17 protein-coding genes are annotated in these 16,727 nt (G+C 73.6%); 8 read left to right on the forward strand and 9 right to left on the reverse strand.

Features of this window, described 5'->3' with window-relative positions; genetic code table 11:
- Window positions 1-150 precede the first annotated feature (150 nt).
- The gene (locus ACFC09_RS24205; RefSeq protein WP_376531820.1) at window positions 151-957 is read left to right on the forward strand and encodes an enoyl-CoA hydratase/isomerase family protein; all 807 of its coding nucleotides are present in this window, start codon (window positions 151-153) and stop codon (window positions 955-957) included.
- A 259-nt stretch (window positions 958-1,216) separates the two neighbouring features.
- Here the strand turns inward: ACFC09_RS24205 and ACFC09_RS24210 are convergent, their stop codons facing one another.
- Window positions 1,217-1,936, reverse strand: coding sequence for a nucleopolyhedrovirus P10 family protein (locus ACFC09_RS24210; RefSeq protein WP_376531822.1), 720 nt, complete (start codon window positions 1,934-1,936; stop codon window positions 1,217-1,219).
- Between the two features lie 90 nt (window positions 1,937-2,026).
- On the opposite strand from ACFC09_RS24210, the gene ACFC09_RS24215 reads away from it, so the two are divergent.
- Genes ACFC09_RS24215 through amaP form a run of 5 tightly spaced genes read left to right on the forward strand, consistent with a single transcriptional unit; the run spans window position 2,027 to window position 4,433 of the window.
- A complete protein-coding gene (locus ACFC09_RS24215) occupies window positions 2,027-2,512 on the forward strand; it encodes an Asp23/Gls24 family envelope stress response protein (RefSeq protein ID WP_376531824.1) in 486 nt (161 codons plus the stop codon).
- A 49-nt stretch (window positions 2,513-2,561) separates the two neighbouring features.
- A complete protein-coding gene (locus tag ACFC09_RS24220; RefSeq protein ID WP_376531826.1) occupies window positions 2,562-2,756 on the forward strand; it encodes a hypothetical protein in 195 nt (64 codons plus the stop codon).
- Complete coding sequence (locus tag ACFC09_RS24225; RefSeq protein ID WP_376531828.1) at window positions 2,753-3,172, forward strand: Asp23/Gls24 family envelope stress response protein; 420 nt, start codon at window positions 2,753-2,755, stop codon at window positions 3,170-3,172. Before ACFC09_RS24220 ends, ACFC09_RS24225 begins: the two co-directional genes overlap by 4 nt.
- Complete coding sequence (locus tag ACFC09_RS24230) at window positions 3,169-3,846, forward strand: DUF6286 domain-containing protein (protein WP_376531830.1); 678 nt, start codon at window positions 3,169-3,171, stop codon at window positions 3,844-3,846. The genes ACFC09_RS24225 and ACFC09_RS24230 overlap by 4 nt, the downstream gene beginning before the upstream one ends.
- A complete protein-coding gene (amaP, locus tag ACFC09_RS24235) occupies window positions 3,843-4,433 on the forward strand; it encodes an alkaline shock response membrane anchor protein AmaP (RefSeq protein ID WP_376531832.1) in 591 nt (196 codons plus the stop codon). The genes ACFC09_RS24230 and amaP overlap by 4 nt, the downstream gene beginning before the upstream one ends.
- A 232-nt stretch (window positions 4,434-4,665) precedes the next feature.
- Here the strand turns inward: amaP and ACFC09_RS24240 are convergent, their stop codons facing one another.
- From ACFC09_RS24240 to ACFC09_RS24260, 5 genes are all read right to left on the reverse strand, one after another.
- The gene (locus ACFC09_RS24240) at window positions 4,666-5,421 is read right to left on the reverse strand and encodes an SDR family oxidoreductase (RefSeq protein WP_376531834.1); all 756 of its coding nucleotides are present in this window, start codon (window positions 5,419-5,421) and stop codon (window positions 4,666-4,668) included.
- Window positions 5,422-5,426: 5 nt separating this feature from the next.
- The gene (locus ACFC09_RS24245; protein WP_376531836.1) at window positions 5,427-7,208 is read right to left on the reverse strand and encodes a glycoside hydrolase family 15 protein; all 1,782 of its coding nucleotides are present in this window, start codon (window positions 7,206-7,208) and stop codon (window positions 5,427-5,429) included.
- Between the two features lie 93 nt (window positions 7,209-7,301).
- Window positions 7,302-8,096: an SURF1 family protein gene (locus ACFC09_RS24250; RefSeq protein WP_376531838.1), complete on the reverse strand. Its 795-nt coding sequence runs from the start codon at window positions 8,094-8,096 to the stop codon at window positions 7,302-7,304.
- Window positions 8,097-8,145: 49 nt separating this feature from the next.
- The gene (locus ACFC09_RS24255; RefSeq protein ID WP_376531840.1) at window positions 8,146-8,379 is read right to left on the reverse strand and encodes a hypothetical protein; all 234 of its coding nucleotides are present in this window, start codon (window positions 8,377-8,379) and stop codon (window positions 8,146-8,148) included.
- A gap of 291 nt (window positions 8,380-8,670) precedes the next feature.
- A complete protein-coding gene (locus tag ACFC09_RS24260; RefSeq protein ID WP_376531842.1) occupies window positions 8,671-9,669 on the reverse strand; it encodes a DEDDh family exonuclease in 999 nt (332 codons plus the stop codon).
- A 269-nt stretch (window positions 9,670-9,938) separates the two neighbouring features.
- Between ACFC09_RS24260 and ACFC09_RS24265 the strand changes: the two genes are divergently transcribed.
- Window positions 9,939-10,658 carry a VIT family protein gene (locus tag ACFC09_RS24265; RefSeq protein WP_376531844.1) on the forward strand — a complete coding sequence of 240 codons (720 nt, stop codon included), beginning with the start codon at window positions 9,939-9,941 and terminating at the stop codon, window positions 10,656-10,658.
- A gap of 104 nt (window positions 10,659-10,762) precedes the next feature.
- Window positions 10,763-11,806, forward strand: a complete 1,044-nt coding sequence (locus ACFC09_RS24270) for a zinc-dependent alcohol dehydrogenase family protein (RefSeq protein ID WP_376531846.1) — start codon at window positions 10,763-10,765, stop codon at window positions 11,804-11,806.
- A gap of 56 nt (window positions 11,807-11,862) precedes the next feature.
- On the opposite strand, the gene ACFC09_RS24275 is transcribed toward ACFC09_RS24270, so the two are convergent.
- The 3 genes from ACFC09_RS24275 to ACFC09_RS24285 form a co-directional block, all read right to left on the reverse strand.
- Window positions 11,863-13,248: a CoA transferase gene (locus ACFC09_RS24275; RefSeq protein ID WP_376531848.1), complete on the reverse strand. Its 1,386-nt coding sequence runs from the start codon at window positions 13,246-13,248 to the stop codon at window positions 11,863-11,865.
- Window positions 13,249-13,435: 187 nt separating this feature from the next.
- On the reverse strand, window positions 13,436-14,965 hold the full coding sequence (locus tag ACFC09_RS24280) for a S8 family serine peptidase (protein WP_376531850.1): 1,530 nt from the start codon (window positions 14,963-14,965) through the stop codon (window positions 13,436-13,438).
- Between the two features lie 95 nt (window positions 14,966-15,060).
- The gene (locus ACFC09_RS24285; protein WP_376531852.1) at window positions 15,061-16,587 is read right to left on the reverse strand and encodes a S8 family serine peptidase; all 1,527 of its coding nucleotides are present in this window, start codon (window positions 16,585-16,587) and stop codon (window positions 15,061-15,063) included.
- Between the last annotated feature and the right edge of the window lie 140 nt (window positions 16,588-16,727).

The raw sequence follows: 16,727 nt of genomic DNA on the forward strand, positions 1-16,727 counted from the left end.
TCGGCTTCGATGGTGGCCACCCGGCCGGTCCTCCCCTCCAGCGCCGTCACGGGCCCTGGGGGTGACCCCAGATCGACCGGGTGGTTACTGTGCAGTCACTTAGCATGCCGTACGGCACTGCGTGTCGACCGCACCCATCGGAGGCGCCCCATGGCTTCGCCCCAGCAGGACCTCGCCGCTCCCGCACTCGACAAGGACGGCGTGCGGCTCACCGTGGACGACACGCTCGCCACGGTGACGCTGACCAACCCGGCCAAGCGCAACGCGCAGAGCCCCGCACTGTGGCGGGCGCTGGCGGAGGCCGGGCGGTCGCTGCCGGGCTCCGTGCGGGTCGTCGTGCTGCGTGGCGAGGGCAAGTCCTTCTCCGCCGGGCTGGACCGCCGGATGTTCACCCCGGAGGGCATCCCGGGCGAGCCGACATTCACCGACCTGGCACGCCGTGAGGACGCCGAGCTGGACGCGGTCATCGCCGCGTTCCAAGAGGCGTTCGCCTGGTGGCGGCGGAACGACCTGGTGACCGTCGCCGCCGTACAAGGGCATGCCATCGGCGCCGGCTTCCAGCTCGCCCTCGCCTGTGACCTGCGCGTCGTCGCCGACGACGTGCAGTTCGCGATGCGCGAGACCGGTCTGGGGCTCGTCCCCGACCTCACGGGCACCCACCCGCTGGTGGAACTCGTCGGCTACGCCCGCGCGCTGGAGATCTGCCTGACCGGGCGGTTCGTCGGCGCCGAGGAGGCGGTGGGTTCGGGGCTCGCGAACCTCGCGGTGCCCGTCGGTGAACTCGACGGCGCGGTGCACGACCTGGCCGCGGCGATCCTGGCCGCGCCGCGGGACGCCGTCGTGGAGACCAAGGCCCTGCTGCGCGGGGCGAGCGGACGGACGTACGAGGAACAGCGTGCCGCCGAACGGGCCGCCCAGGCACGGCGGCTGCGGGACCTGGCCGGCATCGGCGACTGAGCCACATCCGTATCCGCATCCGTATCCGGAGCCGACCGGGCCGCGCGGCGACCGGCCCGGCACGACGGACCGAGCCGGGCGGACCGAGGGCGCGACCGTACCCGCCGGACCGAGGACGTGGCCGAGTCGGTCGGGCCGAGGACGTGGCCGAACCAGGTCGAGCCGACGCGGCGGCCGAGGCGGCCGAACCGACGAAGGGGCCGGGCTGCGTCGGACACTCACCAACAGTGTCCGCGTCGGACGGGCCGTCCGGTCGGACTCAGCCCACCGCTGTGACCAGCACCGCCACCGTCGGCTGCCCCGCCAGCTCCGCGGCCACCGCCGTCCGCACCCCACGGGCCACGTCCAGCGGCCGGTGCCCCTCGGCCACCGCCAGCTCCACCCGGACATGGCCGCGCGGCAACGCGGCCGCCGCGTCCCGGTGTTCGATGCGCACGGCCCGGCCCAGACCGCCCAGGCTGCCGGTCAGCCGGGCCACGCCCGGAACGGACAGCGCCGCCGTCGCCGCGCGGGTCTCGTCGGGCTCCGTGCTCTCCCGCGCCCGACCCGGCCGCGGCGGACGCACCCGCGGAACGTCCGCCGGTCCGTCCAGCAGCGCGGTCACCCGCAGGTCCACCGCGGCCACCGGCAGCCCGAGCCGCCGGTCCGCGGCCGACGCCAGGGCCTGCCGGAGCCGGTCCGCCGTCGCGGGCAACGGCTCGGCGGCCACGGCCGCGAAGTCCGCCACCACCCGCAGCGGTCCCGCGGGCAGCGCGCTCGGCGGCGCGGGTACGGCGGACTCGCCCACCCCGTCCGGTTCGGCGAGCGTGATCCGCAGCGCGCCCAGCAGCACCCCCGGCACCTCCGTCGCCGCGTGCCGCAGCACCGCCTCGGCCGCCGCCTCCGTGATCCACCCGCCGTCCCGCGGTCCGCCGAGCGCGAGCAGCCTGCCCGCCCCCACCTGTTGCCGTACCGCCCCGGTCCATCGGTCCGCCGTCATTCCTCCAGCCTGCCGCATTCCCGGCGCACGATCGTGCCACCGCACATACGGTGGTCGCAGGACGACGGATCGGGAAGGGGCGTACGGGCGATGACCGACGCGACGGAGCAGAACCGGACGACGGACTCCGAGGGCGGGAACGAGGGCCCGGCGCAGGCCCGCAAGGCCACCAAACGCGGCGGCGGCGACCCGGCGACCCGGGGCCGGACCACCATCGCCGACGGGGTGGTGGAGAAGATCGCCGGACTCGCCGCGCGGGACGTGCTGGGCGTGCACGCGATGGGGAGCGGGCTGAGCCGCACCTTCGGGGCCGTGCGCGACCGGGTGCCGGGCGGTTCGAAGTCGGCGACCCGAGGGGTGAAGGCCGAGGTCGGCGAGGTGCAGACCGCGCTCGACCTGGAGATCGTCGTGGACTACGGCGTGTCGATCGGCGACGTCGCGCGGGACGTCCGGGAGAACGTGATCGCCGCCGTGGAGCGGATGACCGGCCTTGAGGTGGTCGAGGTCAACATCGCCGTGAGTGACGTCAAGCTGCCGGAGGAAGAAGATGAGGAGCTGGAACCGCGGATCCAGTGACGCCCCGACGGCTTCCGGACAACGCGGTTGAGGAGCTGAGGAGGGCGGCATGAGCATGGCCGTGGTCGGCATGATTGCCGGTATGGCACTGGGTTTCGCCGGGTATTTCGGCGGGTTCGGTGCGTTCCTGCTGGTGGCGGCCCTGGGGGCGATCGGATTCGTCGTCGGCCGGTTCCTGGAGGGCGACCTGGAACCGGGGGACTTCTTCCGGACCCGCGACGACAAGCGCGGCCGGCGCCGATGACGTCCCTCAGCGACGGGGCCGACGGGACCCGGGCGACCGCCGCCGTCGTCGTGCCCGGCGAGCGCGGCGCCACCCGGATCGCCGACCGGGTGGTCGCGAAGATCGCCGCGCAGGCGGCACGGGAGGCGGTCGGTGTCCTGCCGCCTCAGGCCGCACCCCCCTATGCGACCGTCGTGGTGCGCCCCCCGGTCCCCGAGTCCGCCCGGACCCGGGGCACCGCCACCGCCTCGGCCCGGGTCCGTGTCCACCTGGAACTCGACTACCCGACCGACATCGGCGCCCGGTGCGCGGCCGTGCGTCGTCATGTGGCCGAGCGGGTAGGCGCGTTGGTGAGCATGGAGGTACCGGAGGTCGCGGTGGAGATCGAGCGGCTGCATCCGACACCGACGCACGGCGCGGACGGGAGGACGCGATGAGCGAGCCCCACGGCACCGAGACCGGCACCCAGCCCCTGCCGGTCGTCGAGAGACCGGCCGGCCCCGCACTCGAACAGGCCGCGTCGGCCGCGGACTACGACCCGCCGCCCGTCGCCCAGGGCCCGGACGGCCGGGGCGGCCGCTTCTGGTCGGTGCGCCGGGTGCCCGCCGCCGTCGTCGCGCTGCTGCTCCTGCTCGGCGCGGGCGTCTTCCTGTACGACGTCGCCGCCGTACGGGCCGACCGGCCCGCCCTGCACGTTCGCCGGGCGCTCGCCCACCAGCTCGCGCTCCGGCCGCTCGACGACACCTGGGTGCTGGCCGGCGCCGCCGTCACCACGGTCCTCGGCCTGTGGCTGATCGCGCTCGCCGTCACACCGGGACTGCGGGACCTGCTGCCGATGCGCCGCACCCACGCCGACGTCCGGGCCGGCCTCCAGCGGGCCGCCGCCGCCCAGGTGCTGCGCGACCGGGCCATGGAGGTCTCGGGCGTACGGTCGGTACGGGTGCGGATGCGGCGACGCAGGGCCGACGTGCGAGCGGTGTCGCACTTCCGTGAACTCGACGACGTACGCGCCGACCTGGACCTCACGCTCGCCGAGGCGGTCCGGGGGCTGGGGCTGGTCCGGCCGCCCGCGCTGTCGGTGCAGGTGGCGCGGCCCGGACGGAAGGGGTGACGGCGGTGCTGCGGATCGTCAACCGGCTGCTGATCGGGATCGTCGGGCTGCTCCTTGTCGCCCTCGGCGGTTCGGTCCTGGCCGTGGGTCAGGGCGGTGTCCGGATGCCGTCCTGGTGGATCCACGGCGGACCGCACGACGTGTTGCTGAGCGACGCCGAACGGACCCGCCTGCGGGACACCGGCTGGTGGTGGCCCGTGGTCATCGGGGTGCTCGCCCTGCTCGTCCTGCTGGCGCTGTGGTGGCTGGCCGCGCTGCTGCGCCGCCGCCGGCTGGCGGAAGTGCTCGTCGACACGGGTGACGGCGCGGGCGCGCTGCTGCGGGGCCGGGCCCTGGAGACCGCCTTCGTCGACGACGCGGCCCGGCTGCCCGGAGTGGCCCATGCCCAGGCGGTGCTGACCGGCCGCCGCAGCGCGCCCGAGGCCCGGGTCTGGCTGCAACTGGAACCGGACGTCGACCCCGGCGCCGCCCTGCACGGCCTCACCACCGAGTCCCTGGCCCGTGCCCGCGACTCCACGGGCCTGGCGGCGCTGCCCGCGGAGGTACACCTGCGGGCGGTCAAGCACCGTGCGGAGCGCGTGACGTGACGGCGTGAGGGCAGCCACGTCCCCGGCCGGGTCGGCGGGTGCCGTGTGGGAGCGGGCCTGCTGGTCCGGTGGCGGCCGTGTGGGATCGGGCCGGCCGGCCCGGCGGTTGCCGTGTGGCGTGGTTCCCCCCCCGCTTCAGGGGGAGGAACCACGCGTCAGGCCGGTCCGGCCCTGCCCCCCCTGCCGGGGCCGCTCGCGGTCGGGGGCTGCCTGTGGTCGGCTTTCGGTCCGGTCAGAAGCCGTGCCGCATTCCACCGTCGATGGGCACCATGATGCCGGTCAGATAGGAGGCGGCCGGGGACAGGAGGAACGCGGCCACGCGGCCGAACTCCTCCGGTGTGCCGTACCGGCGCAGCGCTATGCGCGACTCGTGGGCCGCGCGGGTGGCCGCCGGGTCGGCCGACAGCTGGTCCAGCTCGCGCGCCCGGTCCGTGTCGATGCGGGACGGCAGCAGACCCACCACCCGGATGCCCCGCGGCCCCAGCTCGTCCGCGATCGACTTGGCGAACCCGGCGAGACCGGGCCGCAGCCCGTTGGAGATCGTCAGCCCCGGGATCGGCTCGTACACCGAACCGGACAGCACGAACCCGATGACACCGCCCGCGGCCAACTCCGCCGCCGCCGCGCGGGCGATCCGCACCGCGCCGAGGAACACCGACTCGAACCCGGCCTGCCACTGGTCGTCCGTGGTGTCCGCGAGGAACCCCGCGGGCGGCCCGCCGACGCTGATGAGGACGCCGTCGAAGCCGCCGAACCGCTCGCGGGCGACCGCGATCAGCCGCGCCGGAGCGTCCGGGTCGGCGTTGTCCACGGCCACCCCGACCGCGTCCGGGCCCAACTCGGCCGCCGCCTCGGCGGCCCGCCGATCGTCCCGCCCGGTCACGACCACCTTCGCCCCGTCGGCGACCAGCTCGCGCGCGGCGGCGTTGCCCAGCCCGCGGGTCGCCCCCGTGACGACGTACACCCGGTCCTTCAGTCCAAGATCCATGGCGCCTATCCTGCCAAGCCGTCCCCGAAGAGGGCGAGAGCGGAGTTCACCAGACCGATGTGACTGAACGCCTGCGGGAAGTTGCCCAGCAGGCGCCCGGCCGCCGGGTCGTACTCCTCGGACAGCAGGCCCACGTCGTTGGCGAGACCCACCAGCCGGTCGAACAGCTCCCGCGCCTCCTGCGTACGACCCGTCAGGTGCAGCGCGTCCGTGAGCCAGAACGAGCAGGCGAGGAAGGCGCCCTCACCGCCCGGCAGCCCGTCGAGCGTGGGGTCGGCGGCATAGCGCCGTACGAAGCCGTCCTGCCCCAGCTCCGCGCGGACCGCGTCCACCGTGCCGACCACCCGCGGATCGTCCGGGGGCAGAAAGCCGACACGGGGGATGAGCAGCAGGGCGGCGTCCAGCTCCTGCGAACCGTAGTACTGGGTGAACGTGTTCCGGTCCGGGTCGTAGCCCTTCTCGCACACCTCGCGGTGCACCTCGTCCCGCAGCGTACGCCAGCCCTCCAGGTTTCCGGGGAGTTCCGGATACTCCTCCAGCGTGCGTACCGCGCGGTCGGCGGCCACCCACACCATCACCTTCGAGTGCACGAAGTGCCGGCGTCCGCCGCGCACCTCCCACAGTCCCTCGTCCGGCTGCCGCCACTGGGTCCGCAGCCACTCCAGCAGGATGTTCTGCATCGACCACATGTGCGGCTTCGGCGACAGGCCGGAACGCCGGGCCAGCCACAGGGAGTCCAGGACCTCGCCGTACACGTCGAGCTGCAACTGGTCGACGGCGTTGTTGCCGGTCCGCACCGGCGCCGACCCGGCGAAGCCCGCGAGCCACGGCAGTTCCAGCTCGGGCAGCCGCCGCTCACCGGCCACGCCGTACATGATCTGCAGGTCCGCCGGGTCGCCGGCGACCGCGCGCAGCAGCCAGTCGCGCCAGGCTTCGGCCTCCTTGTGGTAGCCCGCGGACAGCAGCGCGCCGAGGGTGAGGGTGGAGTCGCGCAGCCAGCAGTAGCGGTAGTCCCAGTTGCGCACGCCGCCCGGTTCCTCGGGCAGCGAGGTGGTGGCCGCGGCGACGATCCCGCCGGTCGGCCGGTAGGTGAGCGCCTTGAGGGTGATCAGGGAACGGACGACGGCGTCCCGGTACGGTCCGTCGTAGCGGCACCGCGCGGCCCACCGCTGCCAGTCCGCCACGCTGGAACGGAGCGCCCGGTACGGGTCGACCAGCGCGGGCCGGGGTTCGTGCGAGGGGTGCCAGGTGAAGACGAAGGCGACCTTCTCGCCCGCCGCGACGGTGAACTCCGAGTGGGTGCTGAAGTCCTTGCCCCAGGTCCGCACCGGCGGCTCGCTGCGCAGCCACACCGCGTCCGGCCCGGCGACGGCGACCCGGTGGCCGTCCGAGCGGCGCATCCACGGGACGATCGAGCCGTAGTCGAAGCGCAGGCGCAGCGTGCTGTGCACGGTGACGCGCCCGCTGACGCCCTCGACGATCCGGATCAGTTCAGGGCTCCGGTCGCGCTGCGGCATCAGGTCGGTGACCCGTACCGTTCCCTCCGGGGTGTCCCACTCGGTGTCCAGGACCAGCGTGTCGGAGCGGTAGCCGCGGCGGCTGCACACGTCGGCGCCCACCGGTGCGATCCTCCAGTGGCCGTTGTCCTCGTCGCCGAGGAGCCTGGCGAAGCAGGCGCCGGAGTCGAAACGGGGCAGGCACAACCAGTCGACGGAGCCGTCCCTGCCGACCAGGGCCGCCGTCTGCTCGTCGCTGATGAGGGCGTAGTCCTCGATGCGGGGGTGCACGGAATTCCGGGTTCCCGGTGCGTGTCCGTGACAATCCGGGGCGCGGCCGGGCGGGTGACGCGCCCGACGGTCACACGGTGGCGCGCCCGGCGGTCACACGGTGGCCGGTTCCGCCTGTGCGGCCGTCTCCGCGGCCGCGGCCCTGGCCGTCCGCTCCCGTGCCTCGCGGCGGGCCAGGACGACCCAGCCGACGGGGACCGCGGCGGCGAACAGCCACCACTGGATCATGTACGCGTAGTTCAGCGGGGCGTCTTCCGTGCCCGGGTCGGAGATCTGCTGCGGCGTGCCGCCCGCCGGTTTGGGACCCGTCTGCTCGATGTAGCCGCCGAGCACCTGGGCGCCGAGCCGCCGTGCCTGCTGCTCGCTGTTGATCAGCATGACCTGGCGGTCCGGCAGTCCCGCGACGTTCTTGATGCCGCTCGCCGCGGTCGTCTCGTCGACCTTCAGCCGTCCGGTGATGGTGGTGCGGCCGGCGGGCGGCGCGGGGATCTTCGGGAAGGCGGTCTGGGCCCCGTCCGCGGGGATCCAGCCGCGGTTGACCAGCAGCACCTTGCCGTCCGTCAGCACGAACGGGGTGAGGACGTGGTAGCCGACCTCGTCGTTGGCGTTGACACGCCTGCGGACCACTTCCTCCTGGGCGGTGTCGAAGGCGCCGGTCGCGGTGACGGTCCGGTACCGCTCGGTGCTCGTCACCGTGTGCCCGGGTGAGGTCAGCTGTTCCACGGGCACCGGCTTGGCCGACAGGGCGTCGGTGACCAGCTGGTTCCGGGCGCTGCGTTCCTCGTACCGGTGCTTCTGCCAGAAACCCAGTCTGATCATCACCGGGATCAGGAGCAGGGCGATCAGGGTGAGGATCACCCACTGGCGGGTCAACAGGAAGCGGTACACGGATCGACCGTACAACTCGGTCGTCGGGTGCATTCAGTCGGGTACCGGTTCACACCCGGTCCACGATCCCCTTCTTTCCCGCGGCGCGGGCGCAGTGGGCCCCGCAGTAGAACAGGCCGTCGACCTCGGCGCCCTGGCTGATGATCGGGACCTGGCAGTGCTCGCAGACCGGGGCCATGCGGTGGATCGCGCAGGAGAAGCAGTCGAAGACGTGCACCACACCCTGGGCGTGCACCTCGAACGTCATTCCGTACTCATTGCCGCAAACTTCGCATTTCGCCATAGGGCACAGGGTGAGCGGTCGTCGTCGCGCGCGCGAGGGATCACCGGGCGAGTCGCACGGCAATCACCCGTCCGTACGGCCGCCCCGCCGGGACCGGAGCACGGCGAGGACGGCCTCCCGGACGGGCCCCTGCCGTCGTCGGCCGTACGGAGGGACGAACGCCGGGGGACGTCCGCCGAGCGCGTACGGTCACCGGGTGCCGTGCGCCCCGGGCGGGGCACCGCCGCCCGCCCCTTGCGCGGTCTCCCGCCGGGACCGGCCGACGGCTGCGGCGGGACGTCCGCCGTGCGGTCACTTCACCGGAGCCGCCGGCTCCACGTCCCTCAGCAACTGGCCGAACGCCGCCTCGTCGATCACGGGCGTCCCGTACTGCCGTGCCTTGACCACCTTCGAGGTGCCCGAGCCGGGGTCGTTCGTGACCAGCAGGCTGGTGACCCGGGACAGGCTCGTCGCCACGTGCAGCCCGGCCTCGGTCGCCTGGTCCTCCAGCAGTTCGCGGTCGATCGACGTGTCCCCGGAGAACGCCACCCGCATCCCCTGCTTGAGTCGTTTGCCGACCTCGTACCGCCCCGGGTTGGGGTACGGGCACGTGGGCCGTTTGCGGGCGGGACGCCAACTGGTCGGGCGGTAGCCGCCGTAGCCGCCGCCTGCCTGCCGGCCGATCCGCGGCGCGGGCGAGTCGTTCCACTCGGTCAGCGGCCGGCACTCCAGCAGCGGCAGCCGGACGTCGCCCGCCGCCGCGGCCCGCAGACTGGGCCGGAACGCCTCCGCCAGCACGCGCGCGTCGTCCAGCGCGTGGTGCGCCTGCCGCTGTACGACGCCGAAGTGCGCCGCCAGCGACTCCAGCTTGTGGTTGGGCAGCGGCAGGCCCAACTCCTTGGACAGCGCGATGGTGCACAGCCGCTGACGCACCGGCGCCTCGCGCTTCGCGCGCGCGTACTCACGTGCGATCATCTGCCAGTCGAAGGCGGCGTTGTGCGCCACCAGCACCCGGTCCGCGAGCCGCGCGGCGAACTCCTCGGCGATGTCCGCGAAGCGCGGTGCCCCCGCCAGGACCTCGCTCGTCAGACCGTGGATCCACACCGGGCCCGGATCGCGCTCCGGATCGACCAGCGTGTACCAGTGGTCCTCGACCTCGCCGCGCGCGTCCAGCCGGTAGACGGCCGCGGAGATGATCCGGTCGTCCCTGGCCAGGCCGGTGGTCTCCACGTCAACGACCGCGTAACCCCGGGGATACGCGACCGGCCACCGGGTGGGGGAGGACACTGCGGTCGTACGGTCTTCGAGCATGGTCATTGAGGATACGGGCCGGGACCGACACTCCTGGCCGCCAGGCTCCCGGCACCGCCCTTCGCACCGGAAAACACGTCAGTTTTCCACCCGCGGCGCACGGTTCGGGCATGTGTGCGGCCGTCGAGCCGGCAAGGAGCCCTGCCGCCGGGGCCGTTGCCGGGAAGTTGCCGGGGAAGTTGCCGGGGAAGTTGCCGGGAAAGCTGCCGGGTCCCGGCCGGGAGCGTCGGTGCGGGCGCGCCCGCGCGCGGGGTGCGATCCTCCGTCCTGTGACGCAACCGACGCGACCCACGCACGACGAGCCCCACGGCGGTGCGCTCGGCTCCCGGCTGAACTGGCTGCGGGCGGCCGTGCTCGGGGCCAACGACGGCATCGTGTCCACCGCCGGACTCGTCGTCGGCGTGGCCGGGGCGACGAGCGACCGAGGCGCCCTGCTCACCGCCGGACTCGCCGGGCTGCTCGCCGGGTCCCTGTCGATGGCCGCGGGCGAATACGTGTCCGTGTCCACCCAGCGCGACTCCGAGATGGCCGCGCTGGCCGTGGAGAAGCAGGAGCTGAAGGAGCAGCCGCAGGCCGAACTGGACGAGCTGACCGGACTGCTGGAGGAGCGCGGGCTGTCCCGGGAGGTGGCGCGGGAGGCGGCGGAGCAGTACACGGCCCGGGACGCGTTGCGGATCCACGCGCGCGTGGAGCTGGGGATCGACCCGGACCAGCTGACCAATCCCTGGCACGCGGCGTGGGCGAGCTTCCTCGCCTTCACCGTCGGCGCCCTGTTGCCGCTGCTCGCCATCGTGCTGCCGCCCGCGGACCGGCGGCTCCCGGTCACCGTGCTGTCCGTGCTGGCCGCGCTGGTGCTGACCGGCTGGAGCAGCGCCCGGCTGGGCGCGGCGGCCCCCGGCCGGGCGGTCCTGCGGAACGTGACCGGCGGCGCCCTCGCCATGGGGGTCACCTACTCCGTCGGAACACTGCTGGGGGCGGTCGTGAGCTAGCCGCGCGGCCGGGAGAACGGCACGGGACCGGCCCGACGGCGGGCGGCGCGTGGGCGACGTACCGTGAAATGGGCTCGTCACCGCCCGGAGGAGGATCCTCGGCCATGCGTGCCACCACCATCCACGCCCCGTACGACATCCGGGTGGAGAACGTGCCCGAGCCCGTCGTGCGGCTGCCCACCGACGCCGTGGTGCGGGTGCTGCGCGCGTGCATCTGCGGCAGCGACCTGTGGGCGTACCGCGGTGAGACGCCCCGGCAGCCCGGACAGCGGATCGGCCACGAGTTCCTGGGCTTCGTCGAGGAGACCGGCGCCGAGGTGACGACCGTCCGCCGCGGGGACCTCGTGGTCGCACCCTTCAAGTGGTGCGACGGCGTCTGCGACTACTGCCGGGAGGGCCTGACGGCCTCCTGCGTGCACGGCGGCATCTGGGGCTCGGTCGGCTACGACGGCGGGCAGGGCGAGGCGGTGCGGGTGCCGTTCGCCGACGGCACGCTCGTGGCGCTGCCCGGGGACGCGGCGTCCGACGACCGCCTGCTGTCCGCCCTGGTGTCCCTCGCCGACGTCCTCGGCACCGGCCACCACGCGGCTCTCGGCGCCGGTGCCCGCCCCGGTGCCACCGTCGCCGTCGTGGGGGACGGCGCCGTCGGCCTGTGCGCCGTCCTGGCGGCCCGGCGGCTGGGCGCCGAGCGGATCATCGCGCTGGGCCGGCACCAGGACCGTACGGACCTCGCGCGCCGCTTCGGTGCCGGCGACGTGGTCGCCGAGCGCGGCGAGGCGGCGGTCGAGGCCGTCCGCGCGCTCACCCGCGGCCAGGGCGCGCACGCCGTCGTCGAGGCGGTCGGCACCGAGGAGTCGATGAGTACGGCGGTGCACATCACCCGGGACGGCGGGACGGTCGGCTACGTCGGTGTGCCGCACGGCAGCGGAACAGGTCTCGACCTCCGGGTCATGTTCGACCGGAACATCGCACTGTGCGGCGGGGTCGCGCCGGTCCGCGCGTACATCCCGGAACTGCTGCCGGACATCCTCAGCGGCTCCGTCGACCCCTCGCCGGTCTTCGACCTGACGATCGGTCTGGAGGGCGTGCCGGACGGCTACCGGGCGATGGACGAGCGCACCGCCCTGAAGGTGCTCATCACCGCCTGAGCGGTCTCATCGCCCGAGCGGCCGACCGGCCCGCCCGAGGGTGGTGCCCCGATCCATCAGTCCCAGCGCGGCTCGTCCGTCCCCCAGCGGCCCGGCGGGCGGGCCCAGTCGGTCGGCCCGTCGGTGAAGGAGACCGCCGGCGGGGCGTACCGCAGGTGTCCGAGCGGGCTGTCCCGCTCGGCGAGTCGCGGTTCCGTCCCCTCGCCGGCGCTACCGGCCGCCGGGCCGTCCGGCGCCGGGTCCCGTTCGATCCCATGGGTCAGCCAGGCCGCGGTCCGGGCCAGCGCGAGCCGCGCGGACCGTCCGCGGCCGTCGTACGTCCGCTCGGTCAGCGCCCGCAGCACCGCGGCCGCCAGCAGATATCCGGTGCCGTGGTCCAGGGCCTGCGCGGGCAGCGCGCCGGGCCGCCCGTCCGAGCCCTCGGTCACCGCGATGCCGGTCGCGGCCTGCACCAGACTGTCGAAGCCGCGCCGGCCGCCCCACGGTCCGTACGTGCCCCACGCGGACACCTGCGCCACGACCAGACCGGGCCACCGTTCGGCCGCTGCCGACGGGGTGAGCCCGAACCGGTCCAGGCTGCCCGGCCGGTAGCCGGTGACCACGACGTCGGCCCCGGCCAGCAGTTCCTCGAAGGTTTCCCGGTCGGTCCGGAGGTCCAGCGTCGCCGACTTCTTCCCGAAGTCCGTGTCCGCGTGCTGGTCGGGGAGTTCCGGCAGCCACGGCGGGTCGATGCGCAGCACGTCCGCGCCGAGCAGCGCGAGCGTGCGGGTGCCGACCGGGCCCGCGATGACCCGGGTCAGGTCCAGCACCCGCAGCCCGGCCGCGGGGAGCAGGTCGGAGGCCGCCACGGGCGGGAGCACGCGCGCGTGTGCCGCGCCGGCCGTGGCGCACTCGACCAGGGGGCGCCGGGCCACCTCGGCGGCCTGTTCGTGCCCGGCCCACTGCGCGGGCGTGCGCAGCGCGACGGCGAGGCCGCCGGCGTCGTACACCCGCTCCTCCACGTCCGCCGCGGTCCGCTCGGCGAGGACGGCGGCGACGCGCTCCACCGAGGCGTCCTCAGGGAGGCCGAGCGCGCCCAGCAGCCGCCTGCGGTGGTGCGGATAGTTGGCGTGCGTGCGCACCCAGCCGTCCGCGGTCCGCCAGAACCGGGACAGCGGCGCGAACCCGACCGGTGCCCGGCCGTCGATCCGCAGCAGCCGCTCGCTGTGGAAGGCGGCGGCCACGGCCGCGTCGTCGACCCGGACCGCCGGCACCTCGGCGAGGCCGGCCCGCCGCGCGCCCAGCTCGGCGGCGGCCAGCGCGCAGGCCGCCACACAGGTCCGCGCCAGCTCCCGCACCGGCAGCCGCGCGTCGAGCGTCTCCCGGTGGGCGACGGTCGAGACGCGCGGGAGGAGAGCGGGATCGCCGCCGAGCGCCTCCCAGACCGACTGGACATCGTTCATGACTTCACTATGCAGTGTTGATCAGATCAAGTCCTGATCGAATCAAGACTCGGAGTTGAGCACACGGGCGGCCGGATCCATCCCCGGCCGCCCGTCCGTACCCGGTCCTGTGTCCGGTCTACGTGTACCGGTCTACGTGTACCGGTGTACGTGTACCGGTGTACGTGTACCGGTCTACGTGTCCGGTCTACTTCGTCACGGCGGCCAGTGCGTCCGCCGTGCCCCAGCCGTAGAAGCCGTTGTGGTTCTTCGGGCCCTCGCACACCGCGTCGACCTTGCCGTCGCCGTTGATGTCGTACGGGTCCGTGCACGGCGTCGCGTCGGCACCGGCGTACAGCAGCGCCTTGACCTGGGCCGCCGAGGCGTGCGGGTGGGTCGACTTGATCAGTGCGGCGACGCCCGCGACGTGCGGACTGGCCATGGAGGTGCCGGCCATGTAGCCCCACTTGCCGCCGGGCAGCGGGCCCAGGATCAGCCCGCTGGTCGCCGGGGCCTGCGGCGGCTGGTAGGCCGTCGAGTCACCGCCGGGCGCGGCGATGTCGATGACGCCGAGGCCGTGGTTGGAGAAGGACGACTTGATGCCCTTCGCGCCGGTGGCGGCGACGGTCACGACACCCGGCAACTGGGTCGGTATGTCGTAGCACTCGGACGGGTCGACGACCCGGTCCGACGGGGTGCCGTCGTTGGGCGAGACCGGGTCGGTGATCGAGTCGGCGGCGAGGTCGTAGTTCTCGTTGCCCGCCGCGGCGACGTTGACCGTGCCCTTCTTCTCCGCGTACCGGGTGGCCCGGGTGATGGCGTCCACGAGCGCCTTCTGGTCCGGGTCGTTCTTGCAGTTGAAGTACCACGGGTCGGTGTAGTAGCTGTTGTTGGTCACGTCGACGCCGTGCTCCGCCGCCCACACGAAACCGCAGACGACGGACTCCGTGTAGAAGAAGCCGTCCGGGTTGGCGACCTTGATGCCGGCCACCTTGACGCCCGGAGCGACGCCCGTGATGCCCACGCCGTTCTTGGCGCCCGCTATCTCGCCCGCGACGTGCGTGCCGTGCGGGCTCTCGGCGGCGCTGGGCCGCCAGGCGCCGTCGGCCGTGTCCGGCTTGCCGGTCACGCAGTTGACGGAGGCGTTCCGGTCGAAGTTGGGCGCGATGTCGGGGTGGGTGTCGTCGACGCCGGTGTCGATGACGGCGACGGTGACGTTCCGGCTGCCGAGGGTCTTCTCGTGCGCCTTGTCCGCCTTGATGGCGGGCAGGTCCCACTGCAGGGGCTCCAACGGGTCCTGCCCGTCGACCGCCTGCGCCTGCTCGACCTGCTCGGCGCTGAGCACCTGCGGGGTGCCGACGTCGGTGGTCGACTGGGCGGGCAGCGGCGCGGTGCGGGTGGCACCGGCCGACTCGACGCCCCGGACCGTGCGGATGGTCTTGGCGAAGTCGGGGTCCGACGAGTGGGCGACGATCACGCCGATCTGGTCGTACGAGGTCACCACCGTGCCGCCGGCCTGGCCGATGGCCTTCTGCACCTGCTTCGAAGTGCCCGGCCCGGGGCGGACGTTGACGACGTAGCTGAGCGAGGTCCCGTCCGCCGTGGTGGTGGCTGCCGCCGTGGTCGTCGCGTCCGTGGCGGACGCGGTGGCGTTCGGCAGGAACGCGAGAGCCGTGGCCATGGCCATCCCGACCGGGATCGACAGGACGCGGAGGTGACGCGGCTGGGGCGCGGTCATATGTGTGTGTCTCCAGTTCGTTCGCGATACGAGCGTGCCGTGCGGATTCCTGGCGTGGGGGGGCCTGCGACGTGGGGCGCAGAGAAGAGGGGGCGTCAGTCGACGGCGCGCAGCGCGTTGACGACGCCGGACCCGTAGAAGCCGTTGACGTGCTTGCCGCCGACGCACGTCGCGTCCACGACGCCGTCGCCGTCCCCGTCGTACGGGTCGGTCGGGCACCCGGGGTTGTCCGCTTGGGCCTTGAGCAGCGCCTGCAACTGGGCCGGGGTGGCGCGCGGGTGGGCGGACTTCAGCAGCGCGGCCACCGCGGCCACGTGCGGCGAGGCCATCGAGGTGCCCTGGAGGTAGCCGTACTGGTTGTTCGGCAGGGTGGACAGGATGCGGCCGTTCTGCGACGGCGTGTCCGGGATCTGGTACTTGTCGCCGCCCGGTGCCGCGACGTCGATGACGCCCTTGCCGTAGCTGGAGTAGTACGACTTGGCCCCCTTGACGCCGGTCGCGCCGACGGTGACCACACCCGGCAGCTGGGTCGGCACGTCGAAGCACTTGTGCGGGTCGACCGTGCGGTCGACGGGCGTCGAGTCGTCGGGGCTGGAGTCGTCGACGAGGGCGTGGGAGTCGAGGTCGTCGTTGGAGTTGCCCGCCGAGGCGACATTGAGCGTGCCCTTGCGCTGTGCGTACAACTGGGCCCTGTTGACCGCGTCGACTATGGCACGTTGATCGGGGTCGTCCATGCAGTTGTACAGCCACGGATCAACGTAGTAGCTGTTGTTGGTGATCTCCACGCCGTGGTCGGCGGCGAAGACGAAGGCGCAGACGACACTCTCCGGGTAGAACAGCGACGTCGAGTCGGGCTGTGCCACGGTGATGCTCGCGACCTTCACGCCGGGCGCGACGCCCGCGACCCCGATGCCGTTGCGGGCCGCGGCTATCTCACCTGCCACGTGCGTGCCGTGGTCGTGATCGGCGTCCACCGGCCGCCAGGCGCCGTACGTCGTGTCCGCCTTGCCGCTCACACAGTTCGCGGACTGCGCGGCCGAGAAGTTCGGGGCGAGGTCGGGGTGCGTGTCGTCGACCCCGGTGTCGATCACGCCCACGGTCACCGACCTGCTGCCGGGGTTGATCCGCGCGGCCTTGTCGGCGCCGATCGCCCGCAGGTCCCACTGGTCGGCCTCCAGGGGCTCCTGGCCCGCGGCGGAGCGCCGGGTGAGTTCCGCGGCCCGGGACTCCGACAGGACCTGCACGGCGCCCTCGTCCGTGGTGCCCGCTGCGCTGAGCGGCGCGGTGCGCGTGGCGCCCGCCGACTGCACGCCGCGCACGGCGCGCAGGGTCCGGCCGAAGTCCGGGTCGGCCGAGTGCGCGACGATCACCCCGATCCGGTCGTACGTCGCGACGACGCTGCCGCCGTTCGCGGTCACCGCCTTCTCCACCGACTCGATGGTGCGGTGGTCCGTCGCGGTGTTGACGACGTACGCGAGCGCCGGGCCGTCCGCCGTCCGGGCAGCCGACGCCTGTGCGGGGGCCGCCGACGCGAGTGACGGCAGCAGGCCCAGCGCGGCGGTCAGCGACAGCACGACCGGCGCGGCGACGCCAGGTCTGCGTCTGGAGCGCAGATGAGACATGGGGTCTCCACATCATCCGAAAACGAAACCCGCCCGGGACACAGGTGCCGTTCGGGCAGGTACATGACGGGTGGTGCGGGTCGAAACTATCTCCCTGCCTCGCTGGCCAGCAATGACTTGGGGAGACGACTTCAGAAAGA

Source organism: Streptomyces sp. NPDC056161, from assembly GCF_042268025.1.
Lineage (GTDB): Bacteria > Actinomycetota > Actinomycetes > Streptomycetales > Streptomycetaceae > Streptomyces.

Bases quoted from the DNA above. Each gene is read 5' to 3' on its own strand.
- ACFC09_RS24280 (WP_376531850.1), bottom strand. From the start codon at position 14,965: ATGACCGCGCCCCAGCCGCGTCACCTCCGCGTCCTGTCGATCCCGGTC.
- ACFC09_RS24230 (WP_376531830.1), top strand. From the start codon at position 3,169: ATGAGCGAGCCCCACGGCACCGAGACCGGCACCCAGCCCCTGCCGGTC.
- ACFC09_RS24260 (WP_376531842.1), bottom strand. From the start codon at position 9,669: ATGCTCGAAGACCGTACGACCGCAGTGTCCTCCCCCACCCGGTGGCCG.
- ACFC09_RS24220 (WP_376531826.1), top strand. From the start codon at position 2,562: ATGAGCATGGCCGTGGTCGGCATGATTGCCGGTATGGCACTGGGTTTC.
- ACFC09_RS24225 (WP_376531828.1), top strand. From the start codon at position 2,753: ATGACGTCCCTCAGCGACGGGGCCGACGGGACCCGGGCGACCGCCGCC.
- ACFC09_RS24270 (WP_376531846.1), top strand. From the start codon at position 10,763: ATGCGTGCCACCACCATCCACGCCCCGTACGACATCCGGGTGGAGAAC.
- ACFC09_RS24275 (WP_376531848.1), bottom strand. From the start codon at position 13,248: ATGAACGATGTCCAGTCGGTCTGGGAGGCGCTCGGCGGCGATCCCGCT.
- ACFC09_RS24285 (WP_376531852.1), bottom strand. From the start codon at position 16,587: ATGTCTCATCTGCGCTCCAGACGCAGACCTGGCGTCGCCGCGCCGGTC.
- ACFC09_RS24215 (WP_376531824.1), top strand. From the start codon at position 2,027: ATGACCGACGCGACGGAGCAGAACCGGACGACGGACTCCGAGGGCGGG.
- ACFC09_RS24210 (WP_376531822.1), bottom strand. From the start codon at position 1,936: ATGACGGCGGACCGATGGACCGGGGCGGTACGGCAACAGGTGGGGGCG.
- ACFC09_RS24240 (WP_376531834.1), bottom strand. From the start codon at position 5,421: ATGGATCTTGGACTGAAGGACCGGGTGTACGTCGTCACGGGGGCGACC.
- ACFC09_RS24205 (WP_376531820.1), top strand. From the start codon at position 151: ATGGCTTCGCCCCAGCAGGACCTCGCCGCTCCCGCACTCGACAAGGAC.
- ACFC09_RS24255 (WP_376531840.1), bottom strand. From the start codon at position 8,379: ATGGCGAAATGCGAAGTTTGCGGCAATGAGTACGGAATGACGTTCGAG.